This window comes from Microlunatus sagamiharensis (assembly GCF_900105785.1).
Lineage (GTDB): Bacteria > Actinomycetota > Actinomycetes > Propionibacteriales > Propionibacteriaceae > Microlunatus > Microlunatus sagamiharensis.
In genome coordinates this window covers 3,336,847-3,360,950 of sequence record NZ_LT629799.1, presented here as the reverse complement: position 1 = coordinate 3,360,950, position 24,104 = coordinate 3,336,847, and the positions used below count along the sequence as shown (strand labels likewise).

The following is a 24,104-nucleotide window of genomic DNA, read 5'->3' as shown; positions in this document are numbered from 1 at the left end:
GGTGCGTTCACGCTAGTCAGCAGGCGTGTCGTGGGCCGTCAGCCACGCCGCGGCCACGTCGGGCGGCGCAGCGGGCGCGTACGCGCCGAGCCGGGGTGGCACCCTGGTTGAGCCCCGAGGACTCAACCCGGATTGAGGGAATGAACGCCGCGGTGGCATAGTTGAGCCAGGTGCACTCAAGGACCACCGGGGCGACCCGGGATCGAGTCCCAGCAGCACCGAAAGACCACTTCCCACCTGGAGGAACACACACCATGGCTCGTGCAGTCGGCATCGACCTCGGGACGACCAACTCCGTCGTCGCCGTGCTCGAGGGTGGAGAGCCCACCGTCATCCCCAACGCCGAGGGCGCGCGCACCACGCCCTCGGTGGTCGCCTTCGCCAAGGGCGGCGAGGTCCTGGTCGGCGAGGTCGCCAAGCGCCAGGCCGTCACCAACGTCGAGCGCACCATCCGTTCGGTCAAGCGCCACATGGGCACGGACTGGACGACCAAGATCGACGACAAGACCTACCGTCCGCAGCAGATCAGCGCCTTCGTGCTGCAGAAGCTGAAGCGCGACGCCGAGGCCTACCTCGGTGAGTCCGTCACCAACGCGGTCATCACCGTCCCGGCGTACTTCTCCGACGCCGAGCGCCAGGCCACCAAGGAGGCCGGCGAGATCGCGGGCCTGACCGTGGACCGCATCATCAACGAGCCCACCGCGGCCGCGCTCGCGTACGGCCTCGACAAGGGCGGCGCCGACCAGACCATCCTCGTCTTCGACCTCGGTGGTGGCACCTTCGACGTGTCGCTGCTGGAGATCGGCGACGGCGTCTTCGAGGTCAAGGCCACCAAGGGCGACAACCGCCTCGGCGGCGACGACTGGGACTCCCGGATCGTCGACTGGCTGGTCAAGCAGTTCAAGAACAAGAACGGCACCGACCTCAGCCAGGACAAGATCGCCAAGCAGCGCCTCCAGGAGGCCGCGGAGAAGGCGAAGATCGAGCTGTCGAGCGCGAGCGAGACCTCGATCAACCTGCCCTACATCACCCTCGGCGCCTCCGGCCCGCTGCACCTGGAGGAGAAGCTCACGCGCTCCGAGTTCCAGCGGCTGACCGCCGACCTGCTGGACCGCTGCCGGACGCCGTTCAACGCGGTGATCTCCGACGCGAACATCAGCATCGGCAAGATCGACCACGTCATCCTGGTCGGTGGCTCCACCCGCATGCCCGCCGTCGCCGAGCTCGTCAAGGAGCTGACCGGTGGCAAGGACCCGAACAAGTCGGTCAACCCCGACGAGGTCGTCGCCCTCGGTGCCAGCCTGCAGGCCGGTGTCCTCAAGGGTGAGGTCAAGGACGTCCTGCTGCTCGACGTCACCCCGCTGAGCCTCGGCATCGAGACCAAGGGTGGCGTGATGACCAAGATCATCGAGCGCAACACGACGATCCCGACCAAGCGGTCCGAGGTCTTCACCACGGCCGACGACAACCAGCCGTCGGTGATGATCCAGGTCTACCAGGGCGAGCGTGACTTCGCCCGCGACAACAAGTCCCTCGGCAACTTCGAGCTGACCGGCCTGCCGCCGGCCCCGCGCGGCGTGCCGCAGGTCGAGGTGGCCTTCGACATCGACGCCAACGGCATCGTGCACGTCCACGCCAAGGACCTCGCCACCGGCAAGGAGCAGTCCATGACGGTGACGGGCGGGTCGGCGCTGGGCAAGGACGACATCAGCCGCATGGTCGACGAGGCCGAGGCGCACGCCGAGGAGGACCGCAAGCGTCGCGAGGCCGTCGAGCTGCGCAACGAGGCCGACAACCTGGTCTTCCGCACCGAGAAGCTGATCAGCGAGAACGCCGACAAGATCGACGACTCGACGCGTCAGCCCGTCGAGGAGGCCATCGTCGAAGTCAAGACCGCGCTCGAGGGCACGGACGACGACGCGGTGAAGTCCTCGGTCGACAAGCTCAACACCGCGGCCGCGCAGCTCGGGCAGGCCATGTACGCGGCCGCCCAGGCCTCGCAGCCCCAGCAGGGTGAGCCCACCGACGGCGCCCAGGCCGGCGGATCGCAGGACGGTGCCACCGGCGCCGCTGACGACGACGTCGTGGACGCCGAGATCGTCGACGACGACAGCAGCACCGGGACGTCGCGGTGAGCCCTGACCAGGGCGACCGCGAGGGCGCGGACCGGGGCGAGCAGGCCGGACCGACCATCCGGGACCGGCGGCGCATCGACCCGGACACCTACGAGGTGCGGGAGCCGCAGGACGCGGCTCCCGCCCCCGGGGGCCCGGCGGCGCAGACCACGAGCACCGAAGAGCCGACAGAGAGAGACACCCGCGTGAGCGAGCTGGAGACGGCCCTGGCCGAGAGGACCGCTGACCTGCAGCGGCTCCAGGCCGAGTACGTCAACTACAAGCGCCGGGTCGACCGGGACCGTGACGTGTCCCGCAAGACCGCGGTGGAGTCGGTCCTCAAGGACCTGCTCCCCGCGCTCGACGACATCCGCTCGGCGGGAGAGCACGGCGAGCTGACCGGCGCTTTCAAGGCCGTCGGCGACGCCGTCTCGGGCGTGGCGGCCAAGCACGGTCTCGTCGCGTTCGGGGAGAAGGGCGACACCTTCGACCCGCACGTCCACGAGGCGCTGCTGCACTCGCTGTCGCCCGACGTCACCGGCCCGACCTGCGTCGAGATCCTGCAGCCCGGCTACCGGGTCGGCGAGCGGGTGATCCGTCCCGCCCGCGTCGCGGTGGCCGAGCCCGACGGTTCCGCCCCGGCGGCGCCGGCGCAGGACGTGACTACCGACGAGCCGACCGGCACGGCGGACGACCGGCCCGGCGACGCCGAGCAGGCCTGAGCAGCAGCACGATCTCTGAGCGAAGGGAGGGCGGACAGTGAGCACCAAGGACTGGATCGAGAAGGACTTCTACAAGGTCCTGGGCGTCTCCAAGGACGCCACGCCCGAGGAGATCAAGAAGGCCTACCGCAAGCTGGCCCGGGACAACCACCCGGACCAGAACCCCGGCAACCCGGCAGCGGAACAGCGCTTCAAGGACGTCTCCGAGGCGAACGACGTGCTCTCCCACACGGAGAAGCGCAAGGAGTACGACGAGGCCCGACGGCTCTTCGGCGGCGGCGGCTTCCGCTTCCCCGGGGCCGGCGGGCAGCGCTCGGGCGGTGCCGGTCCCTCCATGGAGGACCTGTTCCGCAACGCGAGCGGTGGCGACGCCGGGCTGGGTGACCTGTTCGGCGGGCTCTTCGGGGGCCAGGGCGGCGGTCAGGCGCGCACCCAGCGCTACTCCGCCAGCCGGGGCCCCCGCCGGGGCAGCGACGTGGAGGGGGAGGTGACCGTCGACTTCACGGACTCCATCAACGGGGTCACGGTGCCGATGCAGATGGTCTCCGACGCCGCCTGCGACGCCTGCCACGGCACCGGCGCCAAGGCCGGGACGGTGCCCAAGGTCTGCCCGACCTGCGAGGGCAGCGGGATGCAGACCTCCGCCTCCGGCGGCGTGTTCGCCGTCACCGAGCCGTGCCGCGACTGCCGCGGTCGCGGCATGGTGGTCGAGGACCCGTGCCCGGTCTGCCACGGCTCCGGCCGTGCGCGATCGACCCGCACCATGCAGGTCCGGATCCCCGCGGGCGTCACCGACGGCCAGCGCATCCGGCTCAAGGGCAAGGGCGGGGCCGGCGAGAACGGCGGCGCGGCCGGCGACCTCTACGTCGTCGTCCACGTCAGCCAGCACGCCGTCTTCGGCCGCAAGGGCGACAACCTCACCCTGACCGCCCCGGTGACGTTCAACGAGGCGGCGCTGGGTGCGGAGATCGAGGTGCCCACGCTCGACGGCGCGCCCGTCACGCTGCGCGTCCCGCAGGGCACGCCCAACGGGCGGACCTTCCGGGTGCGCGGCAAGGGCGTGAGCAAGCGCGACGGCGGCAGGGGCGACCTCCTGGTCACCGTCGAGGTCGTCGTGCCGCAGACGCTGAACGACCAGGCCCGCGAGGCGCTGACCTCGTACGGCGAGGCGGTCGGCGTCGGCAACCCACGCGCAAAGCTGTTCGCGCGAACGAGCTGACGCCCGGCCGTACGAACGACCGGCACGACCGCACGAACTGACCGACGACACACCGGCGCGGAGGAGGAGCGATGACGGCAGGACCGGGGGCGGAGTCCCACCACGTCCCGAGCCACATCGACCACGACGCGCCGGTGTTCGTCATCTCCGTGGCCGCACAGCTCGCGGGCATGCACCCGCAGACGCTGCGGACGTACGACCGGATGGGCCTGGTCGTGCCGCGCCGCACGGCCAAGCGCGGCCGGCGCTACTCGCGCCGCGACGTCGCCCGGCTCCGGCTCGTGCAGCGGCTGAGCCAGGACGAGGGCGTCAACCTCGAGGGCATCCGGCGCGTGCTGGCGATGCAGGACGAGATCGACGACCTGCGGGCCAAGGTCAGCGACCTGACCCAGCTGCTCCAGCTCATTCGCAGCGCCCCGCCCGGCAGCCGGGTCTTCACCGCCGACCCCGCCGGCGGCGTCCAGATGGGCGCCGACCGTCCCTGGCGCGCCCCGCGGGCGATCGGCCCACGCTGAGCCTGCTGTTCCGGCCCGCCGTCTCGTCCTCGATGTGAGCCGCATACCCCTGCTGGGTCTGCGGCTCCCACTTCCGCTCGCACCGGCTTCGTCGGGAACCTGTGCGCGCATACGTTGCGGACACCGAGCCCAGGTTGCAGCGTGGGCGCAGTGACGGGAACCTGTGCGCGCATAGGTTCCCACCCGGGGTTGGCGGTGGGGGTCTGGCGGATACTGAGGCATGGCCGGCGAGGAGCGCGAGGGCGTGGCGTTCAGCCACCTCGACGACGAGCTGTTCGACGGAGCCGGCGTCACCAAGCGCGACCTCGTCGACCACCTCGACGCGGTGTCCGTGCAGCTCCTGCCCGGGCTGGCCGACCGCCCGCTGTCCGTCGTCCGGGTGCGACCCGGCTCCGAGCCCTTCATGCAGAAGAACCTGCCGAAGTACGCGCCCGGCTGGCTGCGCCGCGAGACGACCTGGTCCGAGGCGTCCAAGCGCGAGGTCGCGTACGCCGTCGTCGAGGACCGGCGCGGGCTGCTGTGGTTCGCCAACCAGCGCGCCGTCGAGCTGCACGTGCCGCTGGTGCGGCTCGCCGACCCCGAGCACGTCGACTTCCTGGTGATGGACCTCGACCCGCCCGAGGGGTCGGGCTTCGCGGCGGTCGTCGCCGCGGCGCACCTCGTCCGCGCCACGCTCGCCGAGGCCGGCCTGACCGGCGTGGTCAAGACCAGCGGCGCCAAGGGGCTGCACGTGTTCGTGCCGCTCGACCGGGCACCGGTCTGGGACGCCGCAGCGGCCAGCCGCGCACTCGCGGCGCGTGCCGAACGGGCCGACCCGGCGCTGGCCACGACCGCGTACGTGAAGGACGAGCGCGAGGGGAAGGTCTTCCTCGACTCGACGCGCTCCGGCGGCGCGACCGTCGTCGCCGCGTACAGCCCGCGGGCGCGACCCGGGCTGCCGGTCTCCTTCCCCGTCGCCTGGGACGACCTCGACGACGTGGCGCCGGCCGACTTCACCGTGCGCAACGCCGCGGGGCTCCTGGACGGGCGAGACCCCTGGCGCGACCTGATGCCCGAGTCCCAGCGCCTGCCGGACGACCTCGTCGCCGAGGGGTACGAGATCCCGGTCGCCCGCGTCGCGGCCATGCACGCCGGCAAGCGGCGCCGCCGGGCCGAGCGCGAGGCCGGCTCCTGACGAGGGCGGCCGAGTGCTGGCGCGGAGTCGCCAGCCGTGGGAAGATTTAGCATTCAACCAACGTTGGAGCGTGCATGAAGAAGATCGGCTTCCTGTCCTTCGGTCACTGGAACCCGTCGCCGCACTCGCAGACGCGGTCGGCCTCGGACGTCCTGCACCAGACGATCGACCTCGCCGTCGGGGCGGAGGAGATCGGCGTCGACGGGGCGTACGTGCGCGTGCACCACTTCGCGCGCCAGCTCGCCTCGCCGTTCCCGCTGCTCGCCGCCATGGGCGCGCGCACCAAGACCATCGAGCTGGGCACCGGCGTGATCGACATGCGCTACGAGAACCCGCTCTACATGGCCGAGGACGCCAGCTCGGCGGACCTGATCAGCAACTCGCGGCTGCAGCTCGGTGTGAGCCGGGGGTCGCCCGAGCAGGTCATCGACGGCTACCGCTACTTCGGCCACGTGCCGCGCGAGGGCACGGACTCCGCGGACATGGCCCGCGAGCACACCCAGATCCTGCTCGAGGTGCTGAAGGGCGAGGGCTTCGCCCAGCCGAACCCGCGCCCGATGTTCGCGAACCCGCCCGGCCTGCTGCCGCTCGAGCCGCACGCCCCGGGTCTGCGCGACCGCATCTGGTGGGGCGCGGGCAGCCGCGCGACCGCCGAGTGGGCCGGTGAGCAGGGCATGAACCTGATGAGCTCGACGCTGCTGACCGAGGACACCGGCGTGCCCTTCCACCAGCTGCAGGCCGAGCAGATCCAGCGCTTCCGCGACGCGTGGAAGGCCGCCGGCCACGAGCGCACCCCGCGCGTCTCGGTCAGCCGGAGCGTCTTCCCGATCGTCAACGACATGGACCGCGCCTACTTCGGTCGCGAGACCCGCAGCCAGGACTCGGTCGGCTTCCTCGACGGCGGCAACGCGCGGTTCGGCAAGACGTACGCCGGTGAGATCGAGGACCTGGTCCAGGACCTCAAGGAGGACGAGGCGGTCGACGCGGCGGACACCCTGCTGCTGACCATCCCCAACCAGCTCGGCGTGGACTACAACCTGCACGTCCTCGAGTCGGTCGTGAAGGAGCTGGCCCCGGCCCTCGGCTGGCGCTGACCGTTCGGCAGCACGACACGTCGGAGACCCGGCCGCGACCACGCGGCCGGGTCTTCTGCGTCCGCTCGCCTCGTGACGCCAGGAAGTGTCAGCTGGCTCCGGCATCCTGACGCCATGCCGAACAGCGACGCCGAGCGGACCGACGAGGCATACGTGCTCCTGCAGACCTGGAGCCGGGCCGTCGCCCGCTCGAGCGTCCACCACGTGCGGCTCCTCGTCGCCGACGCGGTCCGGGGGCGTGACCCGGAGCTCGTCAGGCGCGTCGAGCAGCTGCTCGTCGACGAGCTGAGCGCCCGGGTCGCTGGGGCGTGGGAGACCGGGTGGGAGCCGCGCGACCTGGTGCACGCGGCGAGCACGAGCCCGCGGACGGCTGTGCACGTCCGCACGATGGTGGCGGTGCAGGCGGCCGCGAGCGGGGCGACGGCTCGGGCCCCGCAGTCCTGGCGCGACCAGCTCGCCGACCTGGCCCCCGCGGACTTCTCGCCCGGCACGCGGTGGCGACCGGTGGACCCCGGAACCGGCACCAGCACGCAGATCCGGACGTTCGTCGACCTCCTCCTGCTGCTCAAGCTGCTGGCGGGGCTCCGCCCGCTGGACCCGCTCGGGCCGACCCCGTCGCAGTGGGGACGCAGCCCGGCCTCGGGTCCTCCGCCGGCCACCGACGCGCAGGCCTCGACGACCGGCCGCGACCGGCTCCTGAACCGCATCCGCGGGCTGCTGGCCAAGGCCGAGGCCACCGACCACCCCGCCGAGGCGGAGACCTTCACCGCGAAGGCCCAGGAGCTGATGACGCGGCACGCCGTCGACGAGGCGCTGCTCCGCGGCCGCCAGCACGACGAGGTCCCGGTCGCGTCACGCCGCGTGCTCCTGCCGTCCCCGTACGCGACCGTCAAGGCGACGCTGCTGCACGCGGTCGCCCGGGCCAACCGGTGCCGGACCGTGCTCGTCACCGAGTACGACCTCGCCGTGCTGGTGGGCACGCCGACCGACGTCGACCAGACCGAGCTGCTCTTCACCTCGCTGCTGATCCAGGCGACGCGGGCGATGGCCGAGAGCGGCCACCGCGACGGCTCGTCCTCGCGGTCGTCCACCTTCCGGCGGTCGTTCCTCCTCGCGTACGCCACCCGGGTGGGCGAGCGGCTGCGCGAGGCCGACCGGGCGACGACGGCCACCTACGGCACCGACCTCGTGCCGCTGCTGCAGCGCGAGGCGGCGGCGGTGGACGCCGAGTTCGACCGGCAGTTCCCCGCGGTCCGGCAGGGCGGGTCGACGCAGGTCGACGTACGCGGCTGGGAGGCAGGCCGGGCGGCGGCCGACCGGGCGACGTTCGTCGCCGGCGGGATACCCGCCTGAGGTCCCCGGTGTCAGCCCGCCAGGGGACCGAGGACCTCCCCGCTCCCGCGCTGGAGCAGCCGCACCGGGAGGACGACCTTGGCCGGCGGTGACGAGGGGTCGGACACCCGCGCGAGCAGCAGCTCGACGGCGGTCTCCGCCAGGCGCTCGGCGTCCGTGGCGACGATGGTGAGCGGGACCGGCAGCAGGTCGGCCAGCGGCACGTCGTCGAAGCCCACGACCGCCACCGAGCCCGTGGCCGGCCCGATCGCGCGGATCGCGCCCTCCGCCAGGAACCCGGTCGTGCAGAAGAGGGCGGTCGGCGGGTCCTCCAGCGCGAGCAACGCGCGGGTCGCCGCCTCGGCCTCGCCCGGCGTGCCCTGGCGCAACGTCACGACCAGCCGTTCGTCGACCGGGACGCCGGCGTCGCGCAGCGCCCGGCGGTAGCCGCGGAGCCGGCGGCCGGTCGTCCAGTAGGAGGGGGCCACGAGGACGGCGACCCGACGGTGGCCGTGCGCGAGGAGGTGGGTGGTCGCCATCCGCCCGCCGCCCTCGTTGTCGAGCACCACGCTGTCCCCGTCGGCGCCGTTGCTCGGCCGGTCGACGAAGACCACGGGCAGCGGCCGGCGTCCCGTCGCGTCGCGCAGGAACCGGTAGTCGCCCTGGTCGGGCACGATGACCAGCCCGGCGATCCGGCGCCCGACGAGCTCGGCGATCGCCTGCCGCTCGACCTCGGGGTCCTCGTCCACCGTGCTCAGCACGACGGCGAACCGCTGAGCGTTTGCCGCCGCCACAGCCGCCTTGGCAAGGGTCGCGTAGAAGGGGTTGGTCAGGTCGCCGAGCAGCAGGCCGACCGTGCGCGAGTGCTGGCCCGGCCGCAGGGCCCGGGCGACCTCGTCGCGGTGGAAGCCGAGCTCGAGGATGGCGGCCCGCACGCGCTCGGCGGTCGCCGGACGGACCGACCCGGCGTCGTTGACCACGCGCGAGACCGTCGCCAGCCCGACGCCGGCACGCTCGGCCACGTCGCGCATCGTCGGGACCAGAGGCTCGACCGATTCCGCCCGAGGCTGACCGGTCACCGACACGTCGCGCCCCTTCCGTCCGCCGCCCGGAGCGCCGAGCCGTCTCGTGGGCCAGCGCCTGCCGAGCCGCATCGTATCGACCTCTTGACGAGGAAGGGCGTCCGTGGATACGTTTCCAAAGTAGTTTTGGATACGTTTCCATTCGTCGATGACAGCAGGCGGGCCCGCGGACCTCCGCCTCCCGTCGTCGGCGGCTTCTCGACGGCGAGAGGAAGCCCATGACGCACCCCCGCAGGAACGTCTCCCGCCGCGGCTTCGTGGTCGGGGCCGCCGGCCTCGGCGCTGCCGCGCTGCTGCCCGCCTCCACGACAGCGGCGTCCGCGGCTCCCAGCACCCGCTCGGGTCCGCGCCCGGACGGTTCGAGCCGGAGCCGCGCCGAGCAGAGCTGGCGGGCCCTCCAGACGTACTTCCGGACCGACGACGGCTCCGGCCTCTACCGCGAGCAGCACCCGAGCGCGTCGAACGACAATCCGTACTCCTACGAGTGGCCCTTCTCCCAGGCCCACGTCGCGGCGCTCGACCTCACCGGGATGGCCGGCGTCGGTCGCCGCTACGACGCGGCGCTGCGCGACCACGTCCGGGCGCAGCGGCACTACCGGGTCGAGAAGGGGACGACGGGCCTGCCGGGCTACGGGTCCTACCCGCCGCCGCCCTACGGCGCGCAGGCGGGCGACATCTTCTACGACGACAACGAGTGGGTGGGGCTGAAGGACGTCCAGCAGCACCTGATGGGCGCCGACCGCGACGGCGCGGCGCTGCGGGACGCCGAGCGCATCTTCGACCTCGTCGTCTCCGCCTGGGACGACGACGACAGCCACGCCGCGCCGGGCGGGTTCTTCTGGGCCCAGGCGGCGTGGAGCCAGGACCGCAACACGGTCTCGAACATGCCCGCCGCCGAGCTCGGGCTGCGCCTGCACCGGATCACCGGCAAGGGGCGCTACCGCGACTGGGCGCTGCGGGCGTACCGCTGGACGAACGAGCACCTGCAGCGCGACTCGGGTCTCTACGACGACCACCTCAGCCTCACGGGGGAGGTCGAGGACACCGTCTGGTCCTACAACCAGGGCGTCCCCGTCGGCGTGAACGTCCTGCTCCACGCGCAGACCGGCAAGCGGCGCCACCTCGACGAGGCCGAGCGGATCGCCGACGCCGCGGCCCGCTGGTTCGACAGCAGCGACCACCCGCTGGAGAAGCAGCCCCCGTTCTTCAACTCGATCTACTTCAAGAACCTGCTGCTGCTCGACGCGGCCAGGGGGCGGAGCACGTACCGCAAGGCCATGGAGGCCTGGGCGGACCACGTCTGGCGCCACCAGCGCGACGACGCGACCGGCTTGTTCCTCTTCGATCAGGAGACGGCGCCCGGGACCACTCAGATGATCCAGCAGGCCGCGATGACCCAGGTCTACGCCGTCCTCGCCTGGCCCCGCAGCCGCTACCGCCTCCTCTACTGACGCGTCCGCGTCACGAGCCCGCAGACCCCGTTCACCGCCGAACCCCGCCAGGAGCAGCACATGATCTCCCGTCGCACCACCCTCGTCGCCGCCACGCTCGCCGTCGCCCTCGGCGCCCTGCCCGCCTGCTCGTCCGCCGGCTCGTCCGCCTCGGGCGGGTCCGGCGGCGACGCGCCGAAGACGATCACCGTCGCGTACCAGAAGTTCGGGGCGTTCACCCAGATGGACTCCCACATGACCAAGGTCAAGGCCGAGTACGAGGCCGCGCACCCGGGCGTCACCGTGAAGCTCAACCCGATCCAGGCCGACGAGAACGACTACTACACCAAGCTCAACCTCATGAACCGGACGCCGTCGACCGCGCCGGACGTCCTCTACGAGGACACCTTCCTCGTCAACTCCGACATCGACGCCGGCTACCTCGCCCCGCTCGACGACTACACCTCGAAGTGGTCCGACTGAAGCCAGTTCACCGAGTCGGCGCAGGGCGCGGGCAAGGGCGCGGACGGCAAGATCTACGGCATCCCGATGGGCACCGACACCCGCGCGCTCTACTACAACAAGGACCTCTTCGCTGGTGCGGGCCTACCGACCGACTGGCAGCCGAAGACCTGGGACGACATCCTCGCCGCGGCGCGGACGATCAAGGCCAAGGAACCGGACGTCCTGCCCTTCAACATCTACTCGGGAAAGGGCGCTGGCGAGGGCTCGACGATGCAGGGCCTGGAGATGCTGCTCTACGGCACGCAGAGCACGCTCTACGACGACGCGTCGAAGAAGTGGGTCACCTCCTCGCCGGGGCTGACGGCCTCCTTCACCTTCCTCAAGACCGTCTTCGACGAGGGTCTGGCGCCCAAGCCGCAGGACGCGCTCGACCCGCAGTGGGGCACCAAGCTCAGCACCGAGCTGATCCCGGGCGGCAAGGTCGCGATCGCGCTCGACGGCTCCTGGCAGACGAGCACGTGGAAGAAGGACGGCGCCAAGCCGTGGGCGGACTACAGCAAGACCCTCGGCGTCGCGGCCATGCCGACGCAGAACGGCGAGGCGCCGGGCGCGACCAGCATGTCGGGCGGCTGGCTGCTCTCGGTCGGGCCAAGTCGAAGAACCCGCAGGCGGCCTGGGACTTCATCAGCACCGCGCTGAACAAGGAGAACACGCTCGCGTACGACACCTCGGCCAGCCAGATCGCCGAGCGCAAGGACGTCTCCTCCGACCCGGCCTACCTCGAGTCGGACCCGTTCGCGAAGACCTTCACCGACCTCGTGCAGTACACCCACTTCCGCCCGGCCTACTCGAAGTACCCGCGGGTCTCGGACGCGATCCAGCAGACCATGGAGACCGTCATGACCGGCCAGGCGCCGGTCGACCAGGCGCTCGCGCAGTACCAGAAGACGGTCACGGCGGTCGTCGGCGCGGACGCCGCCACCACCGCCTGATGGCGGCCACCCTCACCGTCCCGCCGGGCGCCTCGCTGGCGCCCGCCGGGCGGCGCCACCGAGGACCGGGCACGGCGGCCAAGCTGCTGCCCCTCCTGCCGGCCGTCGTCCTGCTGCTGCTCTTCTTCGCCGGACCCGTCGTGTGGAGCGTCTACACCGCCTTCACCAACCAGTCGCTGTCCGGCGCCGGCGCCGCCGACGCGCAGTTCATCGGCCTTGCGAACTTCTCCCGCATGGTCGCCGACCCCACGTTCTGGCACTCCATCGTGCTCACGGTCGTGTTCGTGGTGGGCTCGGCCGTCATCGGCCAGAACACCCTCGGCCTGCTGATCGCCCTCCTGCTGCGCCACCGGCACCGCGTGACGCAGACCGTGGTCTCCCTCGTGGTCGTCGGCGCCTGGGTGATGCCGGAGATCGTCGCGGCCTTCTGCTGGTACGCCTTCCTCAACCCGGACGGTTCGCTGAACTCCTGGTTCGGCTGGGCGGGCTTCAGCCAGAACTGGCTCTACACGCTCCCGATGTTCGGCGTGATCCTCACCAACGTCTGGCGGGGCACGGCCTTCTCGATGATGGTCTACTCCGCGGCGCTCTCGGACATCCCGCCCGAGCTCGAGGAGGCCGCCTCGGTCGACGGCGGGAGCGGCTGGCGGCGGCTGTGGTCGATCACCCTCCCGCTGATCCGGCGCTCCATCCTGACCAACCTCATGCTGATCACGCTCCAGACCCTGGCGGTGTTCACGTTGATCTACGTCCTCACCGCCGGCGGACCGGGCGACGCGAGCTCGACGACGCCGATCTACATGTACGAGCAGGCGTTCCAGTTCTACGACCTCGGCTACGGCACCGCGATGGCCCTGGTGCTGCTGGCCGTGGGGGCGATCTTCTCGATGATCTACCTCAAGTTCGTCTCGGTGGACGAGCGATGACCGCGGTGGTCGGTGCTCGTCCGGGCCCTTCGACAGGACCGGGCAACGCGGTCGTGGAGCGCCGTGCCCGTGCCCTCGGCATCACCTCGCCGCGGCGGCTGCCCGCATGGATCCTCGCTCACCTCGCGCTGCTGCTCGTCGTGCTGGCCTTCCTCGGCCCGATGCTGTGGCTGCTCTTCGGCTCGCTGCACGCTGACTCGGCCCTGACCGTGGAGCTCGGCGGCACCTGGACGCTGTCGAACTTCATCGCCGTCATGACGCCGGAGACGCTGTGGACGCCGTTGCTGAACTCGTTCCTGCTGTCGGCCGGCACCGCCGTGCTCACCGTGCTCTGCTCGGCGCTCGCGGCGTACCCGCTCTCGCGCTACTCGATGCGGTTCCGCAAGACGTTCCTCTACACGATCGTCTTCTCGACGGGTCTCCCGATCACGGCCGTCATGGTGCCGGTGTACGTGCTCTTCGCGACCTTCACCCTCACCGACTCCCGGGTCGCCACGGTGCTCTTCATGAGCGCGACGTCGTTGCCCTTCGCCATCTGGATGATGAAGAACTTCATGGACGGCGTCCCGGTGTCGCTGGAGGAGGCGGCCTGGACCGACGGCGCCGGGTGGTTCTCCTCGTTGCGCTCGATCGTGCTGCCGCTCATGGCGCCCGGCCTGGCCGTGGTGTCGATCTTCGTCTTCGTGCAGCAGTGGGGTGACTTCTTCATCCCGTTCGTGCTGCTGCAGAGCCCGGAGAAGCAGCCGGCCTCGGTGAGCATCTACACCTTCTTCAGCTCCTACGGCGCCGTCGCGTACGGCCAGCTGGCCGCGTTCTCGATCTTGTACACGGTCCCGATCATCGCCCTGTACGGCGTGCTCTCGAAGGCCCTCGGCGGCGGCTTCAGCTTCGCCGGCGGGCTCAAGGGCTGACCGGCCGACCTCCCGCCTGCCCGACCCGGACGGTGGCCGACCAGACTGCTGGTCACCCGTCCACCCCACCCCGGACCCTGTCCGCACGCCTACCCGAGGAGCGAACCCATGCCCGACCTGACCGACCCCGTCGAGGAGCGGCTGGCGAGGTTCCGCCACGAGCGGGTCGTGCCCGCGCTCTACCGCGAGCGCGTGCCGCTCGAGGTGACGGCGTGGCAGGCGCCCGGCGAGCCGGTGCCCTTCGACGAGGCTGCGCGGCAGGAGTTCATGCCCTTCGAGGTGGGGACCGCGTACGGGCCGCCGTGGGCGACGACCTGGTTCCGCGCGACCGGGACGGTCCCCGAGGGCTGGGACTCCCGCGAGGGGACGGCGGTCGAGGTCGTCGTCGACCTCGGCTTCAGCGACACCGAGCCGGGATTCCAGGCCGAGGGCCTCGTCTGGACGGCCGACGGCACGGTGATCAAGGCCGTCGAGCCGATGAACCAGGCCGTCCCGCTGCCGGCGTCGTCACCGGCCCGGCAGGGGAGCGCGGTCGAGGTGCTCGTCGAGGCGGCGTCCAACCCGCACGTGCTGGAGCACATGCAGTTCAACCCGACGCACCTCGGCAACCTCGAGACCGCCGGGCGCGACCCGCTCTACCGGCTGCGGCGCCTCGAGCTCGCGCTGCGCGACGTGGCCGTCTGGGAGCTCGACCAGGACCTCTTCGCGCTGTCGGGGCTGCTGCTCGAGCTGCCGGCCAACACCCAGCGCCGCGCCGAGGTCCGCGAGGCCCTCGACCGCGTCGTCGACGCCGTCGACCCGCAGGACGTGGCCGGGACCGCCCAGGCGGGCCGCGACGTGCTGCGCCCGGTGCTCGAGCGGCCGGCGAGCGCCAGCGCGCACCAGGCGTACGCGGTCGGTCACGCCCACATCGACTCGGCCTGGCTGTGGCCGGTGCGGGAGACCGTGCGCAAGGTCGCGCGCACCTTCGCCAACGTCTGCGACCTCATCGAGCGCGAGGAGCAGTTCGTCTTCGCCGCCTCGTCGGCCCAGCAGTACGCGTGGCTCAAGGAGTTCTACCCGGGCCTGTTCGAGCGGGTCCGCGGCCACGTGCAGGCCGGGCGCTTCGTGCCCGTCGGCGGCATGTGGGTCGAGTCCGACACGAACATGCCCGGCGGCGAGGCGCTGGCCCGGCAGTTCGTGCTCGGCAAGGGCTTCTTCGCCCGGGAGCTCGGCGTCGACACCCAGGAGGTGTGGCTGCCCGACTCGTTCGGCTACTCCGGCGCACTGCCGCAGATCATGGCCGCCGCCGGGGCGAGGTGGTTCCTGACGCAGAAGATCAGCTGGAACGACTCCAACCTGATGCCGCACTCGACCTTCCGCTGGGAGGGCATCGACGGCACGCAGGTCTTCACCCACTTCCCGCCGGTCGACACCTACAACTCCGACCTGTCGGCCAAGGACCTCGCCCGGGCCGAGCGGAACTTCACCGAGAAGGCCGTCGCGAACCGCTCGCTGGTGCCCTTCGGCCACGGCGACGGTGGGGGCGGACCCACCCGGGAGATGGTCGCCGCCGCCCGGCGCACCGCCTCGCTCGAGGGCTCGCCGGCGGTCCGGCTGACCGGCCCGGTCCAGTTCTTCACCGACGCGCAGGCCGAGCTGCCCGAGGCGCCGGTGTGGTCGGGCGAGCTCTACCTCGAGTTCCACCGCGGCACCTACACGAGCCAGGCGCGCACCAAGCGCGGCAACCGGCGCAGCGAGCACCTGCTGCGCGAGGCCGAGCTGTGGGCGACGACCGCCGCGGTGCGCCACGGGACCAACTACCCGTACGAGGACCTGCGGAGGGCCTGGGAGACGGTCTGCCTGCAGCAGTTCCACGACATCCTCCCGGGCACGTCGATCTCCTGGGTCTACGCCGACGCCGAGGCCGGGTACGCCCGGGTCGCGGAGACGGCGGAGCGGGTCGTGCGGGACTCGCTGCGCGCGCTGCTGGGCGAGGGGGGCGGGTTCGTCGCCGCGAACGCCGGCCCGTACGCGGTCGACGGCGTGCCGGCGCTGGGTGTCGCGATCGGGGCCCCCGAGCGGCGGGGCGTCACCCCGCACGCCGACGGCGACGGGGCCGGGTTCGTGCTCGAGAACGACCTGGTCCGCGTGCGCGTGAGCGCCGACGGGCTGCTCACCTCGGTCGTCGACCTCCGGGCCGGGCGCGAGCTCGTGCCCGAGGGGCGCGAGGCCGGGCTGCTGCAGCTGTTCCGCGACGTGCCGAACCGCTGGGACGCCTGGGACATCGACCGCACCTACCAGCGGACCGTCACCGACCTCGTCGAGGCGACCTCGGTCGAGGTCGTGGGTGACGCGGTGCGCGTCGAGCGGCGGTTCGGGGAGTCGTCGCTGGTGCAGACGATCAGCCTGCCCGCGGACGCGGCACGGGTGGACCTCGGCTTCACCGTCGACTGGCACGAGCGCCAGAAGCTGCTCAAGCTCGCCTTCCCGCTCGACGTGCACGCCGACCGGGCGACGTCGGAGATCCAGTTCGGCCACCTGCACCGCCCGACCCACGCGAACACCTCGTGGGACACCGCGCGCTTCGAGACCGTCGCGCACCGCTGGGTGCACGTCGGCGAGCCCGGCTACGGGGTCGCGGTCTCGAACGACTCGACCTACGGCCACGACATCACGCGGGTCGGCGCCGGCGTGCGGGGCTCGACCACGAACGTCCGCCTGTCGCTGCTCCGCGCGCCGCTCTTCCCCGACCCGGAGGCCGACCAGGGCGAGCACACGATGAACGTCTCGCTCGCCGTCGGCGCCGGTATCCCGCAGGCCGTGGCCGAGGGCTACCGCCGCAACCTGCCGCTGCGAGCGGTCGAGGGCGTGGGTGAGGGTTCGGTCGAGCCGCTCCTCGTGGTCGACGACCCCGCCGTCGTGGTCGAGGCGGTCAAGCTCGCCGAGGACGGCAGCGGCGACGTCGTCGTCCGGCTCTACGAGGCGTACGGGACACGCGTACGCACGCGGCTGACGGCGGGGTTCGACGTCACGGGGATCATCGAGACCGACCTGATCGAGCGCACGGTCGACGCCTCGGCCCTGCGCTCGGTCGAGAGCCGGGTCGCCGAGCTCGAGCTGCGGCCGTTCCAGCTGGTCACGCTGCGCGTGGCCCGCTGACCGCGCGGCCGCACCGCCGGGCCCGGCGCTACGGACCGCCGCTCCGACTGGCCGGAGCGCCTCGCGGCCGGCGGGAGTCAGCGGTCAGCCGAGGTGGCGAGCGGGGTGAGGGGTCACCAGCTGAGCGTGCGGAGGGCGGGGAGCCCGAGAATGGCGCGGTCGACCGTGACCAGGACGAGCTCCTCGAGCGTGGCCTGGGCGACCAGGAGGCGGTCGAAGGGGTCGCGGTGCTCCCAGCGCAAGGTGCCGGCGAGGAGGCCGTGCTCGATAGTGATCGGCAGCGGTGTCGCACCGAGGTCACCGATGCGCCGGGTCAAGGTGGCCGGCAGCGTCGGGGCGTCGAGCTTGCCGAGCCGGACCTTGGTGCTGATCTCGATCGCCGTGGCCGCGGACACGACCAGGTCGTTCGTCCGGTCCGCCAGCTCTGCACGGATGTCGTCGCGGACCCGGTCAGGTGCACCGAGCAGCCAGAGCAGGACGTGCGTGTCGAGGAGGTACCGCTCGCTCATCTCACTCCCACGAGGCCAGCTCGCTCTCCTCGAGCGGCTCGTCGAAGTCCTCCGGCACATCGAGCCGCATCACCCCGAAGCGTCGCGGTGGTGCCTCCTCGACCGGCACCAGGCGGGCGACGGGACGTCCGGCACGGGCGATCACGATGTCCTCGCCGCGCTCGCTGCGGAGGAGGAGGTCGCTCAAGCGGGTCTTGGCCTCCTGGACGTTGACCTGGGTCATCGGCTCCTCCTTGGTCAGGCTGACCAGACCAGGGTAGTTGAAGCGCCGGAACCTGAAGACGGCCAGGGCGGAACCAGGAATAGCACCCGTCGAACCAGGGTTGAGTCTACGTCGCTCAACTCTCAGTTGCGTACGGACTCGTGCGCGGCGCATAGTTGAGCAGAGGCCACTCAACCCGGAGGTAACCGCTCCACCCATGGACACCAACAAGCTCACCACCAAGAGCCGCGACGCCGTCTCGTCCGCGCTCCGGCTGGCGCTGACCGGGGGCAACCCGTACGTCGAGCCCAGCCACCTCCTGCACGCCCTGCTGCTCGTCCCCGGCAACACCGTCGCCCCGCTGATCACCGCGGTGGGCGCGGACCCCGCTGTCGTCGACGCCGCCGCCCAGGGCGCCATCAGCAAGCTGTCGTCGGCGACCGGCTCGTCGGTCTCGCAGCCCCAGCTCTCCGGCGCCTTCGCCCGCGTGCTCGCCGACGCGGAGACCCGCGCCGAGCAGCTCGGCGACTCCTACGTCGCCACCGAGCACCTGCTCATCGCCCTCGCCGCCGTCGCCTCCGACGCCCAGTCCGTGCTGCGCGACCTCAAGGTCACCGCCGCCGACCTGACGACGAAGTTCAACGAGATGCGCGGCAGCAAGCGCGTCACCAGCGCCGAGGCCGAGGGCACCGAGTCCGCGCTCGACCAGTACGGCGTCGACCTCACCGCGACCGCCCGGGCCGGCAAGCTCGACCCGGTCATCGGCCGCGACACCGAGATCCGCCGCGTCGTCCAAGTCCTGGCCCGGCGCACCAAGAACAACCCCGTCCTCATCGGCGAGCCCGGCGTCGGCAAGACCGCCGTCGTCGAGGGCCTCGCCCAGCGCCTCGTCGCCGGCGACGTCCCCGACTCCCTCAAGGGCCGTCGCCTCGTCTCGCTCGACCTGAGCGCGATGGTGGCCGGCGCGAAGTACCGCGGCGAGTTCGAGGAGCGGCTCAAGGCCGTCCTCACCGAGATCCGCGACGCCGAGGGCCAGGTCATCACCTTCATCGACGAGCTGCACACCGTCGTCGGTGCGGGCGCGTCCGGCGACTCCTCGATGGACGCCGGCAACATGCTCAAGCCGATGCTGGCCCGCGGCGAGCTGCGGATGATCGGCGCGACGACGCTCGACGAGTACCGCGAGCGGATCGAGAAGGACCCGGCGCTGGAGCGCCGCTTCCAGCAGGTCTACGTCGGCGAGCCGAGCGTCGAGGACACCGTCGCGATCCTGCGCGGCCTGCGCGAGCGCTACGAGGCGCACCACAAGGTCGCCATCACCGACGCCGCCCTCGTGGCCGCCGCCAGCCTGTCCAACCGCTACATCACCTCGCGCCAGCTGCCCGACAAGGCGATCGACCTCGTCGACGAGGCCGCGTCCCGGCTGCGCATGGAGATCGACTCCTCGCCCGAGGAGATCGACCAGCTCCGCCGCTCCGTCGACCGGATGACCATGCAGCGCCTGGCGCTGGAGAAGGAGACCGACGCGGGTTCGGTCGCGCGGCTGGAGCGGCTCGAGGCCGAGCTCGCCGACGCGAGCGAGGAGCTGCGCGGGCTCGAGGCGCGCTGGGAGGCGGAGAAGAAGGGCCTCAACGAGGTCGGCGAGCTCCGCTCGCAGATCGACGAGCTGCGCGTCGCCGCGGACCGCGCGCTGCGCGAGGGCGACCTCGTGCGGGCGAGCGAGATCAGCTACGGCGAGATCCCCGCGCTGCAGGAGCGGCTGTCCCGCGCCGACGAGGCCGAGCGCAACACGACGCCGATGGTCAGCGAGGAGGTCAGCGCCCAGGACATCGCCGAGGTGGTGGCCAACTGGACCGGCATCCCCACCGGGCGGCTGCTCGAGGGCGAGACCGAGAAGCTCCTCCACATGGAGGACCGGCTCGGCGAGCGCCTGATCGGCCAGCGTCCCGCGGTCAAGGCCGTCTCCGACGCCGTGCGCCGCTCGCGGGCCGGGATCTCCGACCCCAACCGGCCGACCGGGTCGTTCCTGTTCCTCGGCCCGACCGGCGTCGGCAAGACCGAGCTGGCCAAGTCGCTCGCCGCGTTCCTCTTCGACGACGAGCACGCCATGATCCGCATCGACATGAGCGAGTACTCCGAGAAGCACTCGGTCTCGCGCCTGGTCGGTGCGCCTCCCGGCTACGTCGGCTACGACGAGGGCGGCCAGCTCACCGAGGCCGTGCGGCGGCGCCCGTACGCGGTCGTGCTGCTCGACGAGGTGGAGAAGGCCCACCCCGAGGTCTTCGACATCCTGCTGCAGGTGCTCGACGACGGCCGGCTGACCGACGGCCAGGGCCGCACGGTCGACTTCCGTAACGTGATCATGATCCTGACGTCGAACCTCGGCTCGCAGTACCTGGCCGACCCCAAGCTCGACGACAAGATCAAGCGCGACGCGGTGATGGGCGTTGTGCGGCAGGCGTTCAAGCCGGAGTTCCTCAACCGGCTCGACGAGGTCGTGCTGTTCGACGCGCTCGACACAACCGAGCTGGCCCGGATCGTCGAGATCAACCTGGCCCGGCTCAACGAGCGGCTCGCCGAACGCCGGATCTCCGTCGTCGCGACGCAGGCCGCGCGCGACTGGCTGGCGCTCACCGGCTTCGACCCGACGTACGGCGCCCGGCCGCTGCGCCGGCTCGTGCAGACGACCATCGAGGACCAGCTGGCGCGCCGCGTGCTCGGTGGCGAGGTCCTCGAGGGCGACACGGTCACCTTCGACCTCGACCCCGAGGGCGACGCCCTGCGCGTCGTGAGCGAGACGCCGGTCGCGGTCTAGGGGAGAACGCTCCCTGAGCTTGTCGAAGGGCCTCGAAGAGGTCGGCTCCTCTGCACACGAGCGTGGAGACGCCGACCCCTCCGGGGCCCTTCGACAAGCTCAGGGAGCGTCTCCGCCGAGCGGGCTCGGCTCAGAGGGCGTCGCCGTCGAGGTAGACCCAGCGCGACCCGCGTCGGACGAACCGGCTGCGCTCGTGCATCACGCCCGGCCCGTCGGCCGCCTCGTACGCGGCCTTGAACTCGACCGTGCCCTCGGTGTCGTCAGCGGTCCCGGCCTGGACCTCGACCACGGTCAGACCCGTCCAGACCAGCCCCGGCGCCGGCTCCACGTCGGCCGGGCGGGTCCGCGGGTGCCAGGTCCGGAAGACGTAGTCCTCCCGCCCGGTCGCGTACGCGGCGAAGCGCGACCGCATCAGCCGCTCGGCGGTCGGGGCCGCGTCCCGGCCGTCGTGGAGCGGTTCGCAGCAGGCCGCGTACGCGAGCCTGCTGGCGCAGGGGCAGGGTTCGTCGCCGGTCACGGCTCCATCCCACCGCACGGCCCGCCCGGCCCGACCGGCACCCTGCGGAGCTCGCGGTCGGCCGTCACCACCAGCCCTGGCGCCCGGCGCCGGTCCGTCCACCGCCGCCCTGCGCGCCGCACCTATCCTGCGTCCGGGCCGTGTCCTGCACGAGGTCCGGGTAAGGGGGACGGGTGAGGAGCGAGGAGCTGGTCCTGCGCGGCGGGGAGTCGCCGGTGGTGCTGGTCCCCGACGTCGGGCGGCGCTCGGCCTACCTCCTGCGGGTCGGGCGCACGGACCAGTCGTACGTCGACCTCGACGACCCGCGGCACCTCGAGTTCGACTACGTGCAGCGCGTGGCCGACCTGGTGGAGTCGCTCTACGCGCCCGGCGTCACCCTCCGGGCGGTCCACATCGGCGGGGCGGGCCTGACGCTGCCGCGCTACCTCGCGGCGACGCGGCCCGGGTCCACGCAGACCGTGCTGGAGCCCGACGCCGAGCTGACCGAGTTCGTCCGCTCCCGGCTGCCGCTGCCGAGGTCCAGCGGGATCAAGGTCCGCGCGGTCGACGGGCGCAGCGGCCTGCCCGAGCTGCGCGACGGGATCGCCGACCTGGTCGTGCTCGACGCCTTCGCCGGAGCACGGGTGCCGCCGGAGCTGACGACCCAGGGCGCCCTCGCCGAGCTGCACCGGGTGCTGCGCCCCGACGGCGTCCTCGCCATGAACGTCACCGACAGCGGGACCCTCCGCTTCACCCGGCGGGTCCTCGCCGGGCTCCGGGCCGAGCTCGGGTCGGTGGGGCTGTGCACGGAGCCGAGCACGCTCAAGGGGCGACGCTTCGGCAACCTGGTGCTCGTGGCCAGCGACCGCCCGCTCGACGCGGACGCGTGGGCCGGGCTCGCGGACCGGGCCGGCCGGCCGCCCTTCCCCTACCGGGTCGTGCACGGGGCCCGGCTCGACCAGCTCGTGGGCAACGCCCGTCCCTTCACCGACGACGACGCGGAAGCCTCGCCGCCGCCCCCGACGGAGCTCTTCGGGCTCGGCTGAGGACGCCCGCGAGGTCGGTGCGCGCCCTAGGCTGGTCGGGTGACGACCGGCGAGACCTCCCCGTGGGCGCGGGGAGCCTCCCCGGTCCCGCCACCCGCGGACCCGGTCTCCTACGACGGGCCCTGGCAGGCCGGCCCGCCGCGCCCGGCGCCGCTGCCGTCGCTGCCCGTACCCGGCTGGACGGCAGCGCCGCCGTGGACGGGAGCGCCCGTCAGCGACGAGCTGCTCCGGAGGCTCCCGCCGCCGGGCGCGTCGGCGCCGCGTCCGCCGCTCCAGCCCGGGGAGCAGGACCAGCGCCCGGCGACCATCGGCCTCTCGGCGACCCTCGCGGTCACGGCGTCCCTGCTGTGGGTGTGCGGTCTCAGCCTGTTCCTCCTGGTCGCCGCGGCCGGCACCCGGGCGCTGGGCCCGAGCGGTGACGACGGCGTCGTCTTCCACCTGCTCGACGAGGCCGTGCTGCGGATGGGCGACGGGCTGTGGGTCCCGCTCTACGGCTTCCCGCTGGCGTCGACGGTGACCGGCTTCTGCCTGCTCGCCCGCCGCCCCTGGGCGCGGGTCGCGCACACCGTCGCCGGTGCCGCGGCGCTGGCCTGGGCCGCCTGGTGGCTGCGCGAGTCGCTGCTGATGTGGTTCGTCGTCGCGGTCTACGTGGTCGTCGCCGTCGCCGTGCTCTGGGTGCCCTCGGTCGGGCGCTGGTACGCCGGGCGGCCGCGCCGCGCGCCGGAGGGCTTCACGCTCAGCGGCTGAGCGCGCCGAGTCGCCGGACCGCCTCGTCGATGACCTCGGCCCGCTTGCAGAAGGCCCACCGCACGTAGGGCCGGCCGGCCTCGGCGCGGTCGTAGAAGACCTGGTGCGGGATGGCCACGACGCCGGCCCGGTGCGGGAGCTCGCGGCAGAAGGCGACCCCGTCGTCGTAGCCGAGCGGCCGGACGTCGGTGGTCATGAAGTAGGTGCCCTGCGGCACCGCGGGCTCGAGCCCGACGGAGGCCAGGCCCTCCGCGAGCTGGTCGCGCCGGCCCTGCAGGTCCCGCACGGAGTCCGCGATCCACGCGTCGCCCTCGTCCAGCGCCCGGGCGACGGCGGGCTGGAACGGGGCGCCCGAGACGTAGGTGAGGAACTGCTTCACCGCGGTGACCTCGTCGATCAGCGCGGCGGGGCCCATCGCCCAGCCGATCTTCCACCCGGTCGCGGAGAAGGTCTTGCCCGAGGAGGAGATGCGGATCGTGCGCTCGCGCATGCCGGGGTAGGACGCCAGCGAGCGGTGCACGGAGCCCTCGAAGACCAGGTGCTCGTAGACCTCGTCGGTGACCACGAGCACGTCGTGCTCCACGGCCAGGCGGGCGATGGCGGCGAGGTCCTCGTCGCCGAGCACGACCCCCGTGGGGTTGTGCGGGGAGTTGACGAGCACCAGCTTGGTCCGCGGTGTGAAGGCGGCGGCGAGCTCGGCGTGGTCGAGGCGGAAGTCCGGCCCGAAGAGACCGACCCCGACGCGCACCCCGCCGGCCAGGTCGATCGAGGCCGCGTACGAGTCGTAGAAGGGCTCGAGGGCGACGACCTCGTCGCCCGGGTCGACGTACGCCTGGATGGTGGCCGCCAGCGCCTCGGTCGCGCCCGTCGTGATCAGGACCTCGGTGTCGGGGTCGTAGTCGAGTCCGTGGTGGCGGAGGGTGTGCGCCGCGACCGCCTGCCGGAGCGGGGCGATGCCGCGACCGGGCGGGTACTGGTTCACGCCGTCGGTGATCGCCTGGCGTGCGGCCTCGAGCATGAAGCCCGGTCCGTCGCTGTCGGGGAAGCCCTGGCCCAGGTTGACCGAACCGGTCGCCACGGCGAGCGCCGACATCTCGGCGAAGATCGTGGTGGTGGACGAGGTGAGCCGCTGCGCTCTCCACGGCGAGGCCATGGACCGACCCTAGCCGCCG

Annotated in this window: 20 protein-coding genes and 1 pseudogene; 16 read left to right on the top strand and 5 right to left on the bottom strand. The window is 72.3% G+C overall.

All coding sequences use genetic code 11. The features are described from left to right. The first annotated feature begins 254 nt into the window (after nucleotides 1–254). From dnaK to BLU42_RS15460, 7 genes are all read left to right on the top strand, one after another. Nucleotides 255–2,135 (top strand): molecular chaperone DnaK, encoded by a 1,881-nt coding sequence (gene dnaK / locus BLU42_RS15490; RefSeq protein WP_091076221.1) that lies wholly within the window; start codon nucleotides 255–257, stop codon nucleotides 2,133–2,135. After that, a complete protein-coding gene (grpE, locus tag BLU42_RS15485) occupies nucleotides 2,132–2,836 on the top strand; it encodes a nucleotide exchange factor GrpE (RefSeq protein WP_091076219.1) in 705 nt (234 codons plus the stop codon). Before dnaK ends, grpE begins: the two co-directional genes overlap by 4 nt. A 37-nt stretch (nucleotides 2,837–2,873) precedes the next feature. Next, nucleotides 2,874–4,055 carry a molecular chaperone DnaJ gene (gene dnaJ / locus BLU42_RS15480; RefSeq protein WP_091076216.1) on the top strand — a complete coding sequence of 394 codons (1,182 nt, stop codon included), beginning with the start codon at nucleotides 2,874–2,876 and terminating at the stop codon, nucleotides 4,053–4,055. Between the two features lie 71 nt (nucleotides 4,056–4,126). After that, complete coding sequence (locus BLU42_RS15475) at nucleotides 4,127–4,570, top strand: heat shock protein transcriptional repressor HspR (protein ID WP_091076212.1); 444 nt, start codon at nucleotides 4,127–4,129, stop codon at nucleotides 4,568–4,570. A 220-nt stretch (nucleotides 4,571–4,790) separates the two neighbouring features. Then, on the top strand, nucleotides 4,791–5,744 hold the full coding sequence (locus BLU42_RS15470; RefSeq protein ID WP_091076209.1) for a DNA polymerase domain-containing protein: 954 nt from the start codon (nucleotides 4,791–4,793) through the stop codon (nucleotides 5,742–5,744). Nucleotides 5,745–5,818: 74 nt separating this feature from the next. Then, on the top strand, nucleotides 5,819–6,838 hold the full coding sequence (locus tag BLU42_RS15465) for an LLM class flavin-dependent oxidoreductase (protein WP_091076206.1): 1,020 nt from the start codon (nucleotides 5,819–5,821) through the stop codon (nucleotides 6,836–6,838). Nucleotides 6,839–6,952: 114 nt separating this feature from the next. After that, nucleotides 6,953–8,191: a DUF2786 domain-containing protein gene (locus tag BLU42_RS15460; protein ID WP_091076202.1), complete on the top strand. Its 1,239-nt coding sequence runs from the start codon at nucleotides 6,953–6,955 to the stop codon at nucleotides 8,189–8,191. An 11-nt stretch (nucleotides 8,192–8,202) separates the two neighbouring features. Here the strand turns inward: BLU42_RS15460 and BLU42_RS15455 are convergent, their stop codons facing one another. Then, entirely contained in the window at nucleotides 8,203–9,201 is a 999-nt protein-coding gene (locus BLU42_RS15455) for a LacI family DNA-binding transcriptional regulator (RefSeq protein ID WP_091076198.1), read from the bottom strand. Between the two features lie 269 nt (nucleotides 9,202–9,470). Between BLU42_RS15455 and BLU42_RS15450 the strand changes: the two genes are divergently transcribed. From BLU42_RS15450 to BLU42_RS15430, 6 genes and pseudogenes are all read left to right on the top strand, one after another. Then, entirely contained in the window at nucleotides 9,471–10,703 is a 1,233-nt protein-coding gene (locus BLU42_RS15450) for a glycoside hydrolase family 76 protein (protein WP_091076194.1), read from the top strand. A gap of 60 nt (nucleotides 10,704–10,763) precedes the next feature. Continuing rightward, a pseudogene (locus BLU42_RS21180) lies at nucleotides 10,764–11,846 on the top strand (extracellular solute-binding protein). 119 nt (nucleotides 11,847–11,965) lie between these two features. Further along, a complete protein-coding gene (locus BLU42_RS21175) occupies nucleotides 11,966–12,139 on the top strand; it encodes a hypothetical protein (RefSeq protein WP_197680459.1) in 174 nt (57 codons plus the stop codon). Next, on the top strand, nucleotides 12,139–13,065 hold the full coding sequence (locus BLU42_RS15440) for a carbohydrate ABC transporter permease (protein ID WP_091076190.1): 927 nt from the start codon (nucleotides 12,139–12,141) through the stop codon (nucleotides 13,063–13,065). The genes BLU42_RS21175 and BLU42_RS15440 overlap by 1 nt, the downstream gene beginning before the upstream one ends. After that, nucleotides 13,062–13,976: a carbohydrate ABC transporter permease gene (locus BLU42_RS15435; RefSeq protein ID WP_091076187.1), complete on the top strand. Its 915-nt coding sequence runs from the start codon at nucleotides 13,062–13,064 to the stop codon at nucleotides 13,974–13,976. Before BLU42_RS15440 ends, BLU42_RS15435 begins: the two co-directional genes overlap by 4 nt. A 108-nt stretch (nucleotides 13,977–14,084) precedes the next feature. Continuing rightward, nucleotides 14,085–17,117 (top strand): alpha-mannosidase, encoded by a 3,033-nt coding sequence (locus BLU42_RS15430; protein WP_091076183.1) that lies wholly within the window; start codon nucleotides 14,085–14,087, stop codon nucleotides 17,115–17,117. Between the two features lie 113 nt (nucleotides 17,118–17,230). Here BLU42_RS15430 and BLU42_RS15425 read toward each other — a convergent pair whose 3' ends face one another. Both BLU42_RS15425 and BLU42_RS15420 read right to left on the bottom strand, forming a co-directional pair. Further along, nucleotides 17,231–17,626 carry a type II toxin-antitoxin system VapC family toxin gene (locus tag BLU42_RS15425; protein WP_091076180.1) on the bottom strand — a complete coding sequence of 132 codons (396 nt, stop codon included), beginning with the start codon at nucleotides 17,624–17,626 and terminating at the stop codon, nucleotides 17,231–17,233. Nucleotide 17,627: 1 nt separating this feature from the next. Then, nucleotides 17,628–17,849, bottom strand: coding sequence for a type II toxin-antitoxin system Phd/YefM family antitoxin (locus BLU42_RS15420; protein ID WP_091076176.1), 222 nt, complete (start codon nucleotides 17,847–17,849; stop codon nucleotides 17,628–17,630). 196 nt (nucleotides 17,850–18,045) lie between these two features. On the opposite strand from BLU42_RS15420, the gene clpB reads away from it, so the two are divergent. Further along, nucleotides 18,046–20,643: an ATP-dependent chaperone ClpB gene (gene clpB / locus BLU42_RS15415; protein WP_091076173.1), complete on the top strand. Its 2,598-nt coding sequence runs from the start codon at nucleotides 18,046–18,048 to the stop codon at nucleotides 20,641–20,643. Between the two features lie 130 nt (nucleotides 20,644–20,773). On the opposite strand, the gene BLU42_RS15410 is transcribed toward clpB, so the two are convergent. Continuing rightward, complete coding sequence (locus BLU42_RS15410; protein ID WP_091076169.1) at nucleotides 20,774–21,160, bottom strand: YchJ family protein; 387 nt, start codon at nucleotides 21,158–21,160, stop codon at nucleotides 20,774–20,776. A 173-nt stretch (nucleotides 21,161–21,333) separates the two neighbouring features. On the opposite strand from BLU42_RS15410, the gene BLU42_RS15405 reads away from it, so the two are divergent. Beyond that, nucleotides 21,334–22,185 (top strand): spermidine synthase, encoded by an 852-nt coding sequence (locus BLU42_RS15405; protein WP_157720001.1) that lies wholly within the window; start codon nucleotides 21,334–21,336, stop codon nucleotides 22,183–22,185. A gap of 39 nt (nucleotides 22,186–22,224) precedes the next feature. After that, nucleotides 22,225–22,932, top strand: a complete 708-nt coding sequence (locus BLU42_RS15400) for a hypothetical protein (RefSeq protein ID WP_091076166.1) — start codon at nucleotides 22,225–22,227, stop codon at nucleotides 22,930–22,932. On the opposite strand, the gene BLU42_RS15395 is transcribed toward BLU42_RS15400, so the two are convergent. Then, on the bottom strand, nucleotides 22,922–24,085 hold the full coding sequence (locus tag BLU42_RS15395) for a pyridoxal phosphate-dependent aminotransferase (RefSeq protein ID WP_091076163.1): 1,164 nt from the start codon (nucleotides 24,083–24,085) through the stop codon (nucleotides 22,922–22,924). The genes BLU42_RS15400 and BLU42_RS15395 overlap by 11 nt on opposite strands. Nucleotides 24,086–24,104: the final 19 nt, after the last annotated feature.

Excerpts from the sequence above, each read along its gene's own strand:
- BLU42_RS15440 (WP_091076190.1), top strand. The coding sequence starts at position 12,139 with ATGGCGGCCACCCTCACCGTCCCGCCGGGCGCCTCGCTGGCGCCCGCC.
- BLU42_RS15420 (WP_091076176.1), bottom strand. The coding sequence starts at position 17,849 with ATGACCCAGGTCAACGTCCAGGAGGCCAAGACCCGCTTGAGCGACCTC.
- clpB (WP_091076173.1), top strand. The coding sequence starts at position 18,046 with ATGGACACCAACAAGCTCACCACCAAGAGCCGCGACGCCGTCTCGTCC.
- dnaK (WP_091076221.1), top strand. The coding sequence starts at position 255 with ATGGCTCGTGCAGTCGGCATCGACCTCGGGACGACCAACTCCGTCGTC.
- BLU42_RS15460 (WP_091076202.1), top strand. The coding sequence starts at position 6,953 with ATGCCGAACAGCGACGCCGAGCGGACCGACGAGGCATACGTGCTCCTG.
- BLU42_RS15430 (WP_091076183.1), top strand. The coding sequence starts at position 14,085 with ATGCCCGACCTGACCGACCCCGTCGAGGAGCGGCTGGCGAGGTTCCGC.
- BLU42_RS15435 (WP_091076187.1), top strand. The coding sequence starts at position 13,062 with ATGACCGCGGTGGTCGGTGCTCGTCCGGGCCCTTCGACAGGACCGGGC.
- BLU42_RS15470 (WP_091076209.1), top strand. The coding sequence starts at position 4,791 with ATGGCCGGCGAGGAGCGCGAGGGCGTGGCGTTCAGCCACCTCGACGAC.
- BLU42_RS15475 (WP_091076212.1), top strand. The coding sequence starts at position 4,127 with ATGACGGCAGGACCGGGGGCGGAGTCCCACCACGTCCCGAGCCACATC.
- BLU42_RS15455 (WP_091076198.1), bottom strand. The coding sequence starts at position 9,201 with ATGCGCGACGTGGCCGAGCGTGCCGGCGTCGGGCTGGCGACGGTCTCG.
- BLU42_RS15465 (WP_091076206.1), top strand. The coding sequence starts at position 5,819 with ATGAAGAAGATCGGCTTCCTGTCCTTCGGTCACTGGAACCCGTCGCCG.
- BLU42_RS15395 (WP_091076163.1), bottom strand. The coding sequence starts at position 24,085 with ATGGCCTCGCCGTGGAGAGCGCAGCGGCTCACCTCGTCCACCACCACG.
- BLU42_RS15425 (WP_091076180.1), bottom strand. The coding sequence starts at position 17,626 with ATGAGCGAGCGGTACCTCCTCGACACGCACGTCCTGCTCTGGCTGCTC.
- BLU42_RS15450 (WP_091076194.1), top strand. The coding sequence starts at position 9,471 with ATGACGCACCCCCGCAGGAACGTCTCCCGCCGCGGCTTCGTGGTCGGG.